Below are 16346 nucleotides of genomic sequence, written 5' to 3' on the forward strand. Positions count from 1 at the left end.
CACCCTTATACCGATCAATATGTTGTTCAATCGGTTTTTTTGCATATAAAATGATCTTTCTTCCATAAAAAAAGCAGGATCAGCGTCTCAGGCTGCCTGCTTTTTTCTTATATTTGTCCCGGTTCTTTAAATTTGTCATTTAAAATGCTGTCCTCTAAAACGGAAGACACCTCGCCGTACCGTTTAGCAATATGCATCGCGCCCCAGTCACACAGCGCATTTAAAATTCTTTCCAGACTGTGCCCGTATTCACTCAGCTCGTATTCCACTTTCGGCGGCACCTGATTGTACACGATCCGGTTGATGACGCCGTCAGCTTCCAGCTCCCGCAATTGCTGTGTCAGCATCTTCTGGGTGATGTCCGGCATAAGCCGCTTCAATTCGCTTGTCCGTTTTTTCCCGCGCATGAGGTGGCAGAGGATCACACACTTCCATTTTCCGCCGATCACTTCAAGCGCCGCCTCTACGGATATATTGTATTTTTTCTTCAGCAACGGTAATTCCTCCTCATCTATAGGAACTAAAAAGTGCCTATGGCACTTAAAAGTACGTTCTTTTCAATGACACTTCTATCAATCATAATGACATTTGCCGGCTGAAAAGGAATGTACTCTTATACTTATATCGTTTACCCGGCATCATTTCAACCATACATTATCGTTCAAGGAGGAAAATAGATGTCTTCACATCGCCAAAGCTATTTACCAGCGCTGCTGGCATTAGCCGTCAGCGCTTTTGCGATCGGCACAACCGAATTTATCAGCGTCGGGCTGCTGCCGCTTATATCTCAAGATCTGCATATACCTGTCACAACGGCGGGACTTACCGTTTCCATGTATGCTCTGGGCGTGACATTCGGCGCGCCGGTTTTAACGTCTCTCACATCCGGCATGTCGCGGAAAACGCTGCTGCTCTGGGTGATGTTAATTTTCATCGCCGGAAATACACTCGCAGCGAGCGCTTCCTCAATCGGCGTCTTACTGGCGGCACGGGTCATTTCGGCGTTTTCCCACGGCATTTTCATGTCAATCGGAGCAACAATCGCCGCCAATATCGTGCCGGAGCATAAAAGAGCAAGCGCGATTTCCATCATGTTCACGGGGCTGACGGTGGCTACGGTGACCGGTGTTCCGTTCGGCACCTATCTCGGCCAGCAATTCGGATGGAGAATCGCATTTGCCGTCATTGTGGCGGTAGGAATCATTGCATTCCTCACAAACGCGCTTCTCGTTCCGTCACATTTGCGCAAAGGGACGAAAACCGCATTTTCCGAGCAGGTCAAACTCGTCACAAACTGCCGGTTATTGCTTTTATTTATTATTACCGCGTTAGGCTACGGCGGAACGTTTGTCGTGTTTACGTATTTATCTCCGCTTCTTCAGGAGGTAACCGGTTTTCAGAAAGAAACTGTCGCGGCCATCCTGCTCATTTACGGAATTGCGATTGCCATCGGAAACATGATTGGCGGCCGTTTATCAAACCGGAATCCGCTGAAAGCCTTGTTTTATATGTTCATTGTCCAGGCTGCTGTGCTGTTTGTTCTGACTTTTACCGCGCCATTTAAAACAGCCGGGCTGATCACCATTATTTTCATGGGGCTGTTGGCGTTTATGAATGTGCCGGGGCTTCAGGTATATGTCGTGATGCTGAGTGAACGTTTTGCGCCGAGCGCCGTTGATACAGCATCAGCCTTAAATATCGCGGCATTTAATGCCGGAATCGCGATCGGCTCGTTTGCCGGCGGAATCATTACAGACTCAATCGGAATCATTCATACCGCTTGGATCGGGGCGCTGATGGTGCTCAGCGCGGTCGTATTAACCGGATGGAGCAGGAAGCTTGAAAAGCGGGATCGCACTGCCCTTGAAAGGAGGTGAGTTTTTCTTCAGCGCATTTTGATTGTTTCAACAGACAACTAATAGGAGGAATATATACATGACAACACATTTACAAGCAAAAGCAACATTGCATAACGGAGTAGAGATGCCTTGGTTCGGCATCGGAGTTTTCAAAGTAAAGGAAGGCGCGGAACTCGTCAACGCGGTGAAAACGGCATTGGTGCACGGCTATCGCAGCGTCGATACCGCCGCGATTTACGGAAATGAAGAAGGTGTCGGCGAAGGCATCCGCCAAGGGCTGCAAGAAGCGGGATTAAAACGTGAAGACATTTTTGTCACGTCAAAAGTATGGAATGCCGATTTAGGATATGAAGAAACGTTAAAAGCGTTTGACACAAGCTTAGAAAAACTCGGTTTAGATTATTTGGATTTATATTTGATCCATTGGCCTGTCGAAGGAAAGTACATCGATGCGTGGCGGGCGCTCGAAACCCTCTACCGGGATGGACGCATTAAGGCGATCGGGGTCAGCAATTTCCAAATTCACCATCTGAAACATCTCATGAAAGAAACGGAAACCAAGCCGATGATCAACCAGGTGGAGTACCATCCGCGTCTGACACAGAAAGAACTGCTTGCTTTCTGCACTGAACAAGGCATTCAGCTTGAAGCGTGGTCGCCATTGATGCAAGGGCAGCTGCTTGATCACCCCGTCTTACAAGAGATCGCTGAGGAGTACGGCAAATCAGCCGCTCAAGTGATTTTGCGCTGGGATTTGCAAAACGGTGTTATCACCATTCCGAAATCAACTAAAAAACACCGTATTGAAGAAAATGCAAATGTCTTTGAATTCGAACTGTCAGCTGACGATATGAAGCGGATTGATGATCTGAACGAAAATCTCCGTGTCGGTCCTGACCCTGACAATTTTGATTTTTAACCAGAAAAACACCGTTCGGCTTTCCGAACGGTGTTTGTTTATGCCCAGCCGCTCAATACTTCCTCAAGCTGGTGCTTTGTATGTTCAAGACTGCCGCTGTTATCAATGACGGCGTCAGCTTTTTTTGTTTTGTCCGCTAAAGGCATTTGCGACGTTATCCGGCTCATCGCTTCTTCTTCTGTAAGGGAATTCCGCTCCATCAGCCGTTTGAGCTGAATGTCTGCCGGTACGGTGACGACGAGCACCTTGCCGACAAGATAATCAAGCCCGCTTTCATACAAAAGCGGTATATCCAAAACGACGAACTGCTCTTTTCGCGCAACGGCTTCATCCCGCTGTTTCAGCATTTCCGCACGCACCGCCGGATGAACGATCTGATTCAGCTTCAGACGCTTCTGTTCGTCAGTAAAAACGATAGAACCGAGTTTTTTTCTGTCAATATCGCCATTTTCCAGCAGGATGTCTTTTCCGAATGCCTCCACAATTTGTCCGTAAGCCGGCATTCCTTTTTCCACCGCCTGTTTTGCGATGACATCCGCATCAATGACTGTTATTTTTTTGTCGATCAGCATACGCGCTACCGTGCTTTTGCCGCTTGCGATGCCTCCCGTTAAACCGATGACCAAGCTCAAAAAGCCCACTCCTTCTTACATTTTCCAAATCCCGATGATAATCAGCAGGACTCCCGGCAAAAATGTCATTTTATCTATCCAATTCCATCTTGAGAGCAAATGCCCCGCGTTTATGCCGAGTGAAACAAACAGCGAGCTCATCAGCCCGACAGTCACGCTCATCATAACCGGAGAAAAGCCGAGAATGGCCGCTCCCAGCCCGGCGCCAAACGCGTCAATGGATAAGGCGATACCGAGCAGAAGCGCCTCGACTCCGTTAATGGTTCCGGATTGATCAATATCGGCGCTGGTCGGTTTTTTCAAAATGTGAATCACGATGCCGAGCGATTTCACTTCAAGATTAAGTAGCGTTTTTTCATGCAATAAGTAATCCGGCTCTTTAGCCGGTTTAAAAAATTGCCAGATGACCCATGCCCCGATTCCGATTAAGATCAGCCCGCCCAGTTTTTCCGTGACGGATACGGGAAAAATCTTTGTCAGAAAATGGCCGATCAGCATGGATATAAACATCACAGAGGCTGAACAGCAAGCGATCACGGCAATCGCTTTGAACGGGATTTTCATTTTTCTCAAACCATACGTAAACCCGACTGAAAAACTGTCCAAGCTGACAGCAAAAGCCAAAAGCAGCAAAGAAACAATCTCCATATCCGTTTCTCCCTTTCTCTTGATCGGCAATTGTGACATATGCCTATTGGGTGAATCACAATATATATATGGAGAAAGGTCATCAACTGTGTTAGAAAAAATTCATTCTGCTGCCGCCTGCTTGAACAGCTTCAGTTTATGATTTTTTTTGGCAGCGGGCGCAAAAATGCGTCCCTCTTCCGCCGACCACGATTTTAGAAATCATCGTGCCGCACGACTTGCACGGCTCATCCTTTTTGCCGTATACGTAATGTTTGAGCTGAAACATTCCGATTTCCCCTTGAGAATTGATATAAGACCGGACGGTGCTCCCGCCCGCGTCAATCGCTTCCTGAAGGGTGTCTTTAATTTCTGTATGAAGCGTTTTTATCTGCCCGTCTGACAGACTGTTCGCTTTTGTCTCAGGATGAATCCGCGCCCGGAATAAAGCTTCATCGACATAAATATTGCCGAGGCCGACGACCGCTTTTTGGTCGAGCAGGGCAGTTTTCACCGCGCGGTTCGTTTTTGCAAGCCGCTCTTTTAAATAAGCAGCGGTAAATGCTTCATCATCGGGTTCGGGCCCGAGCTGTGAAAGCGGTAATGCATTTTGTTCCTCTCCCGGCGCAAACAAATGCATCGTGCCGAATTTCCGGACATCCCGGTAGCGGAGCTGTGTTCCGTCCGTCATGTGAAACACGACGTGCACATGTTTATCGTCAGGCTCATCGGCCTGATGAAGACCGTATTTCCCCTCCATCCGCAGGTGGGACACCATGACATAATGATCCAGATGGAAAAGCAAAAACTTTCCCCTTCTTCCGATGGATCGGATCGTTTCTCCTGCAATCTGCCGCGCGAATTCCTCCGGCTCGGCGGGTTTTTTGATGATATTCGGCCATCTGATATCCGCCGATTCAATCGTTTTCCCCTTCACAAGACCGGTCAGAGTGCGCCGGACCGTTTCAACTTCTGGTAATTCCGGCACAATCATCACTTCCTTTTTCTCTGTTTATTTTGCATCGTACCAAGACGGCCCTGAAGCATAATCAGCCTTCAGCGGCACGTCTAATGCCAAAGCATGCTCCATCACTTCAGGAACCAGCTTCTCTAATATTTCAATTTCTTCCTTAGGCGCTTCAAAAATCAATTCATCGTGCACCTGAAGCAGCAATCGCGCCTTCAGGTTTTTTTCTTTCAGCTCAGCTGCCATGTCAATCATGGCTTTTTTAATAATATCGGCGGCGCTTCCCTGAATCGGCGTATTCATGGCCGTCCGTTCCGCAAAGCTCCGCAGGTTGAAGTTGCGGCTGGTCAGCTCAGGAATATAGCGGCGGCGCTGCATAAGTGTCGTGACATATCCTTTTTGCTTCGCTTCCTGCACCGATTCTTCCATATACGCCTTGACGCCCGGGAAGCTCTCCAAATAGCGGTCAATAAAAGCGCCAGCTTCTTTCCGGGTGATGCCGAGGTTTTGCGACAGCCCGTAATCACTGATGCCGTAAACAATGCCGAAATTGACGGCCTTTGCCTGGCGGCGCATCGCTTGTGTCACTTCATCTTCACTGACATGAAACACGTCCATGGCGGTTTTTGTGTGAATGTCCATGTCATTCGTAAACGCTTCGATCAGATTTTCATCTTTTGAAATATGCGCAAGCACCCTTAATTCAATTTGTGAATAATCGGCGGCGAAAATAAGCCAGTCCGGTTCGGACGGTACGAAAGCCTGACGGATTTTCCGCCCTTCCTCCAGCCGGATCGGAATATTTTGCAGGTTCGGATCCGTTGAGCTGAGGCGTCCGGTTTGAGTCAATGCCTGATTGAACCGTGTATGCACTTTATGAGAATCCTTGCGCGTGACTTTCAGCAGCCCTTCTATATAAGTCGATTGAAGCTTGCCGATTTGTCTGTATTGCAGAATGTAAGCGACGATATCATGTTTGTCTGCGAGCTTTTCCAGGACATCGGCTGAAGTGGAATAGCCTGTTTTTGTTTTCTTTACTGGCGGCAGGCCGAGCTTTTCAAACAGAATGACGCCGAGCTGTTTTGGTGAATTGATGTTAAACGGCTCACCGGCGATGTCATGGATTTTTTCTTCATATTCCTTCAGCTTCGCCTTAAGCTCTTCGCCCATTCGCTTCAGTCTTTCAACATCCACTTTGACGCCCATTGATTCCATTTCTCCGAGAATAAGCGCAAGCGGGAGTTCGAGATCTTCATATAATTCAAGCTGATTATTTTCTTCCAGCGCGTGCAGCAGTTTGTCACGGAGGCTGTTAACGGCAGACGCTTTCCGCGCGAGATGATCGGCAAGCTCTTTTTCAGCCGGAACGGCGCGCTTTGCGCCTTTTCCGTATACCGCTTCATCTTTTGAAACGATATTCAGCCCGTATTCTTTTGCTACGCTCGCGACATCGTCGTACGAGTTGCCCGGGTTTATAATGTAGGCAGCAAGAAGCGCGTCAAATTCCGTTCCCTTCAGCTCAATTCCCTGCCAGCGCAAAGCGACGACGGAACGTTTGCTGTCGAACACCCACTTTTTCATCGATTCATCTTCAGCCCAAGATTTAAACGCTTCAGACCGAACGGCGATTTCTTTCGGAATATAATAAAGACCTGTTTCATTCACGATGGAAAAGCCGAGGATCGGTTCTTCGTGATAGTTATCACCGATTTGTTCGACCACCAAAGCAGACGGCGAAACGAGCATATCTTCGGTGATTTCTTCTGCCGTTTCAACATTGATGTCTTCAAAATTTTCTTCCGCCGTTTCGCCGCTTTCTTCACCAAGCCGCTCAAGAAGCGTATTAAAACCGAGGTCTTTAAAAATGGCAACAACTTGTTCACGGTCAAACCCTTGGTAATCTAAATCTTCGGGCTTGACTTCAATCGGCGCATTTGTCATAATCGTCGCCAGCTCTTTGCTCATCAGGGCTTGTTCCTTGTATTCTTCAAGCTTTTCTTTTAATTTTTTTCCGCTGACTTCATCAATGGAATCAAGCAGTTTCTCAACCGAATGGAACTGCTTTAAAAGCTTAATCGCGGTTTTTTCTCCGACGCCGGGGACGCCCGGTATATTATCGGATGAATCCCCCATTAATCCCTTCATATCAATGATTTGCAAAGGGGTCAGACCGTACTTTTCCTGCACGTGCTCCGGCGTGTAATCTTCCACGTCGGTAATGCCTTTTCTCGTAATGGCAACGGTCGTTTTCCCGGTTGCAAGCTGGGTTAAGTCCTTGTCCCCCGAAACTACCTTTACTTCGAAGCCTTCTTTTTCAGCAGATACGGCAAGGGTGCCGATAATATCGTCCGCTTCATATTCAGGAAGCTCGTAGCGGCTGATTTTGTAGGCATCAAGGAGCTCACGGATGAACGGCATCTGTTCTGAAAGCTCCGGCGGCGTTTTTTGTCTTCCGCCTTTATATTCTTTAAACGTGCTGTGGCGGAAAGTGGTTTTTCCCGCATCAAAAGCCACCAGCATGTGGGTCGGCTTTTCATCTTCCAGCATCTTCATTAAAATCATCGCAAACCCGTATACGGCATTTGTATGGATGCCTTTTTCATTGCTTAAAAGCGGCAATGCAAAAAACGCCCGGTATGCCAGACTGTTTCCGTCGACAAGCACTAATTTTTTTCGTTCCGTCATTCAATATCCTCCTAAGAGCAAAAGCTCGTCATTCCTCTATTTTTAAATCTCACAGCTTCTCTTATTTTAACAAAGTTCAATTTGAAAGGAAAATGAGCGAACCCCGTGAAAACGCAAAAAAGGACGGGAACAAGAAAACACGTTCCCGCCGTCAAAATTGGCTCCTTGGATGAAGGGGTTCTGTTATATCCTAACAAGATAGGTTTAACAGGCCATGAAGAAATTGTTAATCCTTTGTAAAGCTGATCACGCTTCCGGCTGCCGCTTCAGCGTCACGGTAAATACAGTCCCCTGTCCCGGCTCGCTTGTGACCTCGATTTTACCTTCATGGGCTTCTATTAAGTGCTTTACGATGGCGAGGCCGAGCCCGGTTCCTCCCGAGTTGCGGCTCCTGTCTTTATCCACGCGGTAGAATCTCTCAAATATCCGCGGGATCTCTTCCTTCTGAATGCCGATCCCCGTATCGGACACTTTGATATCGACAACGGTTTCTTTCACATGTACCGAAATCCCCACCGTCCCTTTTTCAGGCGTGTAGGTCAGGGCATTGTTCGCCAGATTCAAAAATACCTGCTTCAGCCTGTGCGCATCACCCGTCACAAAAATCGGCTCTTCCGGGAGATCGAGCTGAAAGCTGATGCCTTTTTCCGCAGCCTTATGCCGCAAAAGCGCCTCAATTTCATGCAGAATTTTTGCGGCGTCAAAGGACTCTACACGCATCGTAAAGTTTTGCTGCTCCATCTTGGATAAATCCAATAAATCCTGCACGAGAGATTGGAGCCGCTCACTTTCTTTCAGAATGATAGACAGAAAGTCTGAAAGCGCCTTTTCGTCTTTCATCGCTCCGTCTAACAGTGTTTCCGTAAAGCCTTTAATGGAGGTGATCGGTGTTTTCAGTTCATGGGAGACATTGGCGACGAAGTCCTTTCTCATCTGCTCCAATTTTTTAATTTCCGTCATATCGTGAAAGACGAGGACGATGCCCTTCCATTCATCGTCAGGGCCCATGATCGGAACGCCGTCAACTTCAAAGTAGCGCCGCTCAATATTGATGGGAAGTCTGAGCAGCTGGCATTTTTTCGTCTCGGTCATAAAAATGTCTTCGACAAGCCGAATGATCTCCTCATGTTCAAACGCATCATGGTAAAGACGCCGAAGCAGACGTTCAGGCTTTGTATGAAACTGCTTCGTGTATGATCGGTTCACGAGATTGATAAAACCTCTCCCGTCTATTAAAATCAAACCGGATCCGATATTTTCAATGACGGTTAACAGACGATCGCGCTGCATATCCTGCGTTCTCGTCATTTCCATTAAATCGACCGCCAGGCTGTTCATCGCACGCCCGAGACGGTCCGACCGCCTTGCGTAACCGCTGTAGGAGCGGGCGTCATAATTCCCTTTGGACAGCTCCGTCGCCACCTTTGTCGCGGCGTCGATGGATTTTTTGTAACGGGACGTCATGTTTGTATAAAAGAAAACGATAATGATAAAAGCGGTACAAAGACTTGCTGCCAGCATGCCCCACATTTCTCCGGCAACGCTTGAACCGCCGTTGATCTCAGAGGAAACGAGTACATACCCCGCAATTTTCCCGGCGTCATTTTTTACGGCAGTGCCGCGGATGACTTTGCTTTTCGACTGTACGGCTTCCTCACTTTTATTGTGAGAAATGAACTCCTTTACGGCTGAATCATCAGCATGACTGCCGGAATGATATACGGCGTCACCCTTCTCGTTGAGCACGGCGACGTTTATACCGAGGGTGCGGCCGGCATCACGGATTACCGTTTCATTGCTTTTATTGCCAATTCGGCCGGTGTCAAGAAGGCCCGCTATGTATACCGATTCCTTTTTCAGCTGATCCGCCGTTCTTTCTTCAGCGGATGAAGAAATAAGCTGCTGTAAAAAAAGGCCGAGAACACTGAAAACCAATATGATACATACAACGAGTAAAGCGAACAGACGCACACGGACTTTATTCATTCATTTTTGGCTCCTCCAGTTTATACCCCAAACCTCTGATTGTTTTAATATAGATGGGTTTTTTGGTATTTGATTCGATTTTGTCGCGCAGATGGCTGATATGAACGTCAACAATCCGGGTATCCCCGGCAAAATCATAGTTCCAGACCGCGCTCAGCAGAAGATCTCTCGTCAGCACTCTTCCCTTATGTTTTCCCAAATACAGAAGCAGTTCAAATTCTTTAGGCGTCAGTTCCAGCTGTTCTGACTTAAAGTACGCTTCGTAATGCTCCGGAAGAATTTTCAGCTCGCCGATGAGGATCTGCCCGTCCTTTTCCTCTTCTCTGCCTTGTGACAGCGAAGAAATGTCAGCCCTTCTTAAAATGGCTTTCACCCGCGCAGTGACTTCCCGCGGACTGAACGGCTTTGTCATGTAATCATCCGCTCCGAGCTCCAGTCCCAGCACTTTATCAAACTCCTCATCTTTTGCTGTCAGCATCAAGATCGGAACCATCATTTTCTGCTGTCTGAGCTGTTTACAGACGTCGATTCCGTCCACTTTCGGCAGCATGACATCCAGTACGATTAAATCCGGATTTTCATTCTCTGCCTGCTCCAGAGCCTCTTCGCCGTCTGATGCGGTGATGACATCATAGCCGGACCGTTCCAGATTATACTGTAAAAGAGTAACGATAGATTGTTCATCATCTACAACTAAAATTTTTTTGTTCATGCTGCGCCCTCCGCTGTCTATTTTCCCCGACATCCAATTTTCTCTATTTTATGTGCTGCATATCACTTTATGATTTCATTTTATCCAATACTGCCCGTTCAGACAATTCGCCTTTTTGATCATTTTCAGAGAAAGGATCGCTCAGGGAAAAAGAAAACGCTTTCATTAATTGTAAAAAGAGGAAGGCTTCTGATTCGGAAGCCTTCCCTTTTTTCTTATGACAATACTTTCATCACGTTTTTGACAGATTCAACTGATTTACTCAGCTGCGCTTTTTCATAGTCTGTCAGTTCAAGCTCGATGATTTGCTCTAGGCCGTTTCCTCCGATAATCGTCGGTACGCCTAAGTAAATGCCTTCATGACCGTATTCGCCTTCTAAGTAAGCGATAGTCGGAAGCACGCGGCGCTGATCTTTCAAAATAGCTTCTACCATTTCAGTCAGTGATGCAGCAGGCGCGTAGTAGGCGCTTCCGTTGCCGAGAAGGTTGACGATTTCCCCGCCGCCTTTTCTTGTGCGTTCTACAATCGCATCAAGACGGTCTTTCGGGATAAGCGTTTCAAGCGGAATGCCGCCCGCATAGGAATAACGGACGAGAGGAACCATGTCGTCACCGTGTCCGCCAAGAACAAAACCGGTCACATCTTTTACAGACAGGTTTAATTCTTCAGCGACGAATGTTCTGAATCGCGCAGTGTCAAGCACTCCGGATTGTCCGATGACGCGTTCTTTCGGGAAGCCTGATTCTTTGTACACCGCATATGTCATCGCATCAACAGGGTTTGTCAATACAACGATAATGCAGTCAGGAGAATATTTCACTATCTCACGTGTGACGCTTCTCATGATTTTTTCGTTTGTAGATACGAGATCATCACGGCTCATGCCTGGTTTTCTCGCAATTCCGGCTGTGATGACGACGATATCAGAACCGGCTGTGTCCTCGTAGTTGGACGTGCCTGTGATTTTCGCGTCAAATCCTTGAACCGGACTTGCTTCGAGCATGTCTAGCGCTTTTCCTTTTGTCGGGTTTTCTAATTGCGGAATATCAACGAGCACAACGTCTGCAAGCTCTTTTTGAGCTGTAAGAAAGGCTGTTGTCGCTCCCGTAAATCCTGCTCCGATAACAGAAACTTTACTGCGTGTTTTTCCCATGATTCTCTTCTCCTTTTTTGGCTTCATTAGAAGTCTGCTTTAGGTTCAGTCCATGTTTTTGATTAGCTCTTCACCAAACTCTGAACATTTCACTTCAGTTGCACCGTCCATTAATCTAGCAAAATCGTACGTTACTACTTTTGAAGCAATCGTTTTTTCCATAGATTTAATGATCAAGTCAGCAGCTTCATTCCAGTTCAGGTGTTCAAGAAGAAGCACTCCTGAAAGAATGACGGATGACGGGTTGACTTTGTCAAGACCGGCATATTTAGGAGCCGTTCCGTGAGTCGCTTCGAAAATCGCATGCCCTGTTTCATAGTTGATGTTCGCTCCCGGCGCGATTCCGATTCCGCCTACCTGAGCGGCAAGCGCATCAGAGATATAGTCTCCGTTTAAGTTCATTGTCGCCACGACGTCGAATTCGCTCGGACGGGTTAAGATCTGCTGAAGGAAAATATCAGCGATGCTGTCTTTGACGATGATTTTCCCTGCCGCTTCCGCGTCGCTCTGCGCTTTATCAGCCGCTTCTTTTCCGTCTTTTTCGACAATGCGGTCATATTCAGCCCAAGTGAATACTTTATCTCCGTATTCTCTTTCGGCAAGCTCGTAGCCCCAGTTTTTAAATGCCCCTTCAGTGAACTTCATGATGTTTCCTTTGTGAACAAGCGTGACAGACTTACGGCCGTTTTCGATCGCATACTCAATGGCAGCTCTGACTAAGCGGCTTGTGCCTTCTTCAGAAACAGGTTTGATGCCGATTCCTGACGTTTCAGGGAAACGGATTTTGTTAACACCCATTTCATTTTGCAGGAAGCTGATCAGCTTTTCAACCTCTTCAGAACCTTTCGCATACTCAATTCCGGCGTAAATATCTTCCGTATTCTCGCGGAAAATGACCATATCCGTATCTTCAGGTCGTTTGACCGGAGAAGGCACTCCCGTGAAATATCTGACAGGACGCAGGCATGTAAACAAATCAAGCTCCTGTCTCAGCGCCACGTTCAGAGAACGGATACCGCCGCCGACCGGTGTCGTCAGAGGACCTTTGATGGCGATGAAGTACTCTCTGATGTCTTCCAGCGTTTTGGCAGGAAGCCACTCACCTGTTTTATTATAAGCCTTTTCACCGGCATAAACTTCTTTCCACGTGATTTTTTTCTCGCCTTTATATGCTTTTTCAACAGCGGCTTCCAATACTTTAGAAGCGGCGTTCCAAATATCAGGGCCTGTGCCGTCGCCTTCAATAAACGGGATAATCGGATTATTTGGTACGTTTAATACTCCATTAGAGACTGTAATTTTTTCACCTTGTGACACAATATTACCTCCCAGTATGTAATTCATATTTAGAAAACATTTTATTTTTCTTGTATAGAAAATAAAATGACTTTTCTCAAGATTCTATCAAAATTGTAAACCAATCCGGGCTTGATTAACAAGAGGCTAACGACATGAAAATCACCAGCCTCCCGTTTGATCAGGCTCTTTCATCAATCGGAACAAAAGTCTGCTTATCCGGACCCGTGTAATCAGCGCGCGGGCGGATGAGGCGGTTGTTATCGTACTGTTCAAGAATATGGGCGATCCATCCTGACATTCTGCTGACCGCAAAGATCGGCGTGAACAGATCGTGATCAATGCCGAGACTGTGGTATACAGATGCGGAATAGAAATCAACGTTAGGCGGGAGTTTTTTCTCCGACGTTACGATTTCTTCGACACGGATTGACATCTCGTACCATTTGCTTTCACCCGTCAGATTCGTCAGGCGTTTGCTCATTTCTTTTAAGTGTTTGGCGCGCGGGTCTCCATGCTTATACACACGGTGTCCGAACCCCATTACTTTTTCCTTTTTCTCCATTTTGCTGCGGATATAAGGCTCGGCGTTTTCCACTTCGCCGATTTCTGTCAGCATTTTCATGACGGCTTCATTGGCTCCGCCGTGAAGCGGTCCTTTTAAAGCGCCGATGGCGGCAGTGATGCCTGAGTAAATATCAGATAAGGTGGCGACACATACTCTCGCCGTAAATGTTGATGCATTCAGCTCGTGATCCGCATGAAGAATGAGCGCTTTGTTAAACGCTTCCACTTCGATCGGAGAAGGCTCTTCACCGTTTAAGGTGTAAAGGAAGTTCTCCGCGATTCCATACTCTTCCTTCGGTTCAACAGGATCAAGTCCTTTGCGGATTCTTGAGAAAGCGGCGACAATGCCCGGCACTTTCGCCTGCAGACGGATGGCTTTTCTGTAGTTCGCTTCCGGATTCATGACATCGGCTTCACTGTCAGTCAGACCGAGTAATGAAATCGCCGTCCGGAGCGCAGCCATTGGATGTACGTTATTGAGGGGATAGGATTTGAAGTGCTCAATGATTTCTTGTGGAACGGCAGCTTCTTTCGCAAGCTGTTTTTTCAGTTCAGCAAGTTCCGTTTTATTCGGCAGGCGCAGATGCCACAGCAAATAAATGATTTCTTCAAAACTTGCATTCTCTGTCAAGTCGTCAATATCGTACCCTACATATGTAAGGGTATCGTCGATAATAGAGCTTACAGATGATGTTGTTGCTACAACCCCTTCAAGACCGCGTGTTGCTGTCATATTCAACCTCTCCTTTTCAATCAAAATTCCCCTTTAAAGAGTATATAAAACATACGGCTTACTTAAAATGAGTCATGCAAACAATCCCTTTCCCCTTTAAGAAAATGCTTACATTTCAATGGTTGCGATTACATAACCAGTACGCTTATAGAGGAACATAACAAATTCTTATAAGCTTATTTAAGTTTAAGCCTATTCTTATTATAAACAATAATCTGATTAATTTGTAGACTTTTAACTAAAAATGTTTTAAAAGCCTTATATATCAAGGCTTTTCGTTGATAAATTTAATCGTTTGCTTTCAGGCGCTTTGTAAAACCATGTATTCTCATGTTTTCATTTGGGGGAGTTTTGGAGGAGACTTTAAAAGGACAGGCGCGACAACTTCACCGCAAGTTTAACCCCCTTCTTTACCGGAGAAGGGGGTTAATTTGTTTACTCGACTGAATCAATGTTCGGATCAGCTTCAGAAATCCATGTCTTGGTTTTAGTTGGCTCAAATTTTCTTATATATATCTTTGTTGTTACTTCGTATTTCGCTTTTGTGTATATAACGATCCTTTTGTATTTTTATGCGGACTTCAAACGAATATCACCCTTGTAACATAACCTGTTACCATGCTTGTAATGCAGCAGCCGCAGCCCCGCCTAAAAAGAGAAAAATCGAAAATGCATGACAAAAAAAGATGCAGCCCTAAAAAGGCCACATCTTTTAAATCATGTTTGCAGTCGCGCAGCTAGTTGTATTACCTCATTATCAGTTTTGGCTGCATTATGATGAAGATGAGTCGTGTTTCCTACAAAAGCAATTACACCGAACGTAATAGCGAAAGCAGAGACAGAGAAACAAATTGCTTTTTTAATATTCATACAAACAATCCCCCCGCTGTATTTGAAGTTGAGACTCCACCATCTTATCATAAAAAATTGTAGCCATTTCAAAGTCCTTCATTCCTTTGAAAAAGTTTGCTGTTAAAAGTGTCAACTCTTCGACATACGAATACATATGAATATTTTCAAGCTTACTTAAAATTTCTACAAGGCTGTCTTTGTTAATCGGTTCAGCAAATAAAACATATAAAAACTCTGTTAATAAGCAAAACAAATTGTCGTCATATTTTACTGCTGTTTTTAAACCTTCTTTTAAAGCTTGGCCTGCCGCGGCTGTTTTCTTTTGCTTAAATAATACTATGGAAAGTGAATAATATGAATGGGGCAGAGTTCTCAATTTCATTTCTTCACCAATCACAATTGCTTGTCTCAAATACGCTTCGGCCTTTTCTTCTTGTCCCATGTAGTGATAACTTTCACCCAAATTATAAAGAGCAGAGGAAATCAACCTTTTATGACCAAATTCTTGCGAAAGCTTCAAGGCTTCCTCAAGATGCTGTAATCCTTTTTCGTAATGTTTAAAATCAAGATAATTACCCACAATTACAAATAAACTTTGAATTTTTCGGACGGTATAAAGCGGGTTTCGATCATAAATTTCTAACGCTTTTAGAATATGATGCATGGATACGTGCGTTTGTTTCATATTATAATAAGCCTCTGCCAACTTAAAATGAAACTCAGCTTGTTCTATTTCATCAGAGACATGATGAATTTCCATCTCTGCTTTACGATAAAAATTAATTGCTTCTACATACTGCTTCTGATCAAATTCGTACATTCCGCGAAAAAAATGTGAGTAATATTTTAAGAGGCCGGTAAGTGTTTTTTGTGGTTTCTCAATCTTCTCAAGTAGTTCTGTGGTGGTTGGCCTATCAGTCCTATACTTTATTTCTGGGTTTAAATAATCTAGCATAAGTTGATGACGAAAAGTCATGAGAGAGTAATAAATAAGTAAATATTCGTCTTCTTCCATTTCTTTTATTTCGTGTTCCACTTCGGCTTTTAAAATTTCCGCGTCTGGCACACTAAATTGACGAATCATCTTGTACCACTCGTTAATTTTAACGCCTACATGTGAAGACGGTAATACCTGGTCCATGCATTCATTCCCCTCCTCCTCTTTTGATTTATTTTCCACTAATTTCTTATTTTCTGTAAACGAAAAAATACCGCAATTTTCCTAATTAACCGAAAATAACAAAAAATGATAGCGATTTTGGAAATAGAACATCCATGATAATAAAGCACTTGTATACACCCCTTGCGGGTGCTGAACTTACGATTTTCGTCAATTGTATTTATGCTATAAAGAGAA

General features: G+C 45.5%; 14 protein-coding genes. 2 read left to right on the forward strand and 12 right to left on the reverse strand.

All coding sequences use genetic code 11. The annotated features are described in order from the left end of the window. Positions 1-107 precede the first annotated feature (107 nt). Positions 108-494: a winged helix-turn-helix transcriptional regulator gene (locus tag NYE38_RS14085; protein WP_003152469.1), complete on the reverse strand. Its 387-nt coding sequence runs from the start codon at positions 492-494 to the stop codon at positions 108-110. Between the two features lie 183 nt (positions 495-677). Here NYE38_RS14085 and NYE38_RS14090 point away from each other — a divergent pair, with 183 nt between their 5' ends. Both NYE38_RS14090 and NYE38_RS14095 read left to right on the forward strand, forming a co-directional pair. Further along, entirely contained in the window at positions 678-1877 is a 1200-nt protein-coding gene (locus tag NYE38_RS14090) for an MFS transporter (protein ID WP_071181922.1), read from the forward strand. A gap of 58 nt (positions 1878-1935) precedes the next feature. Then, on the forward strand, positions 1936-2778 hold the full coding sequence (locus NYE38_RS14095; protein ID WP_025649716.1) for an aldo/keto reductase: 843 nt from the start codon (positions 1936-1938) through the stop codon (positions 2776-2778). A gap of 38 nt (positions 2779-2816) precedes the next feature. Here the strand turns inward: NYE38_RS14095 and coaE are convergent, their stop codons facing one another. From coaE to NYE38_RS14150, 11 genes are all read right to left on the reverse strand, one after another. Beyond that, positions 2817-3410: a dephospho-CoA kinase gene (gene coaE / locus NYE38_RS14100; RefSeq protein ID WP_017418339.1), complete on the reverse strand. Its 594-nt coding sequence runs from the start codon at positions 3408-3410 to the stop codon at positions 2817-2819. 15 nt (positions 3411-3425) lie between these two features. Further along, positions 3426-4058 (reverse strand): sporulation membrane protein YtaF, encoded by a 633-nt coding sequence (gene ytaF, locus NYE38_RS14105; protein ID WP_003152461.1) that lies wholly within the window; start codon positions 4056-4058, stop codon positions 3426-3428. Between the two features lie 136 nt (positions 4059-4194). After that, positions 4195-5025, reverse strand: coding sequence for a DNA-formamidopyrimidine glycosylase (gene mutM, locus NYE38_RS14110; protein ID WP_021494431.1), 831 nt, complete (start codon positions 5023-5025; stop codon positions 4195-4197). 24 nt (positions 5026-5049) lie between these two features. Beyond that, entirely contained in the window at positions 5050-7689 is a 2640-nt protein-coding gene (gene polA / locus NYE38_RS14115) for a DNA polymerase I (RefSeq protein WP_106067933.1), read from the reverse strand. Positions 7690-7935: 246 nt separating this feature from the next. Further along, entirely contained in the window at positions 7936-9675 is a 1740-nt protein-coding gene (locus NYE38_RS14120) for an ATP-binding protein (RefSeq protein ID WP_014418614.1), read from the reverse strand. Further along, complete coding sequence (locus NYE38_RS14125) at positions 9668-10387, reverse strand: response regulator transcription factor (RefSeq protein ID WP_014418615.1); 720 nt, start codon at positions 10385-10387, stop codon at positions 9668-9670. Before NYE38_RS14125 ends, NYE38_RS14120 begins: the two co-directional genes overlap by 8 nt. 215 nt (positions 10388-10602) lie before the next feature. Beyond that, complete coding sequence (mdh, locus tag NYE38_RS14130; RefSeq protein ID WP_003152455.1) at positions 10603-11541, reverse strand: malate dehydrogenase; 939 nt, start codon at positions 11539-11541, stop codon at positions 10603-10605. A 45-nt stretch (positions 11542-11586) separates the two neighbouring features. Further along, the gene (icd, locus tag NYE38_RS14135; RefSeq protein WP_014418616.1) at positions 11587-12858 is read right to left on the reverse strand and encodes an NADP-dependent isocitrate dehydrogenase; all 1272 of its coding nucleotides are present in this window, start codon (positions 12856-12858) and stop codon (positions 11587-11589) included. Between the two features lie 160 nt (positions 12859-13018). After that, on the reverse strand, positions 13019-14137 hold the full coding sequence (citZ, locus tag NYE38_RS14140) for a citrate synthase (protein ID WP_003152453.1): 1119 nt from the start codon (positions 14135-14137) through the stop codon (positions 13019-13021). 717 nt (positions 14138-14854) lie between these two features. Next, a complete protein-coding gene (locus tag NYE38_RS14145; protein WP_017418344.1) occupies positions 14855-15007 on the reverse strand; it encodes a hypothetical protein in 153 nt (50 codons plus the stop codon). Further along, complete coding sequence (locus NYE38_RS14150; RefSeq protein ID WP_014418617.1) at positions 14997-16130, reverse strand: Rap family tetratricopeptide repeat protein; 1134 nt, start codon at positions 16128-16130, stop codon at positions 14997-14999. The genes NYE38_RS14145 and NYE38_RS14150 overlap by 11 nt, the downstream gene beginning before the upstream one ends. Between the last annotated feature and the right edge of the window lie 216 nt (positions 16131-16346).

The sequence above is a fragment of the Bacillus sp. EU63 genome (genome assembly GCF_038592915.1).
GTDB lineage: Bacteria > Bacillota > Bacilli > Bacillales > Bacillaceae > Bacillus > Bacillus velezensis.

What these genes read in the sequence shown, in the direction of transcription:
- NYE38_RS14125 (WP_014418615.1), bottom strand. Translation starts at nt 10,387, where the DNA reads ATGAACAAAAAAATTTTAGTTGTAGATGATGAACAATCTATCGTTACT.
- NYE38_RS14095 (WP_025649716.1), top strand. Translation starts at nt 1,936, where the DNA reads ATGACAACACATTTACAAGCAAAAGCAACATTGCATAACGGAGTAGAG.
- NYE38_RS14090 (WP_071181922.1), top strand. Translation starts at nt 678, where the DNA reads ATGTCTTCACATCGCCAAAGCTATTTACCAGCGCTGCTGGCATTAGCC.
- NYE38_RS14145 (WP_017418344.1), bottom strand. Translation starts at nt 15,007, where the DNA reads ATGAATATTAAAAAAGCAATTTGTTTCTCTGTCTCTGCTTTCGCTATT.
- polA (WP_106067933.1), bottom strand. Translation starts at nt 7,689, where the DNA reads ATGACGGAACGAAAAAAATTAGTGCTTGTCGACGGAAACAGTCTGGCA.
- NYE38_RS14150 (WP_014418617.1), bottom strand. Translation starts at nt 16,130, where the DNA reads ATGGACCAGGTATTACCGTCTTCACATGTAGGCGTTAAAATTAACGAG.
- mdh (WP_003152455.1), bottom strand. Translation starts at nt 11,541, where the DNA reads ATGGGAAAAACACGCAGTAAAGTTTCTGTTATCGGAGCAGGATTTACG.
- citZ (WP_003152453.1), bottom strand. Translation starts at nt 14,137, where the DNA reads ATGACAGCAACACGCGGTCTTGAAGGGGTTGTAGCAACAACATCATCT.
- NYE38_RS14120 (WP_014418614.1), bottom strand. Translation starts at nt 9,675, where the DNA reads ATGAATAAAGTCCGTGTGCGTCTGTTCGCTTTACTCGTTGTATGTATC.
- ytaF (WP_003152461.1), bottom strand. Translation starts at nt 4,058, where the DNA reads ATGGAGATTGTTTCTTTGCTGCTTTTGGCTTTTGCTGTCAGCTTGGAC.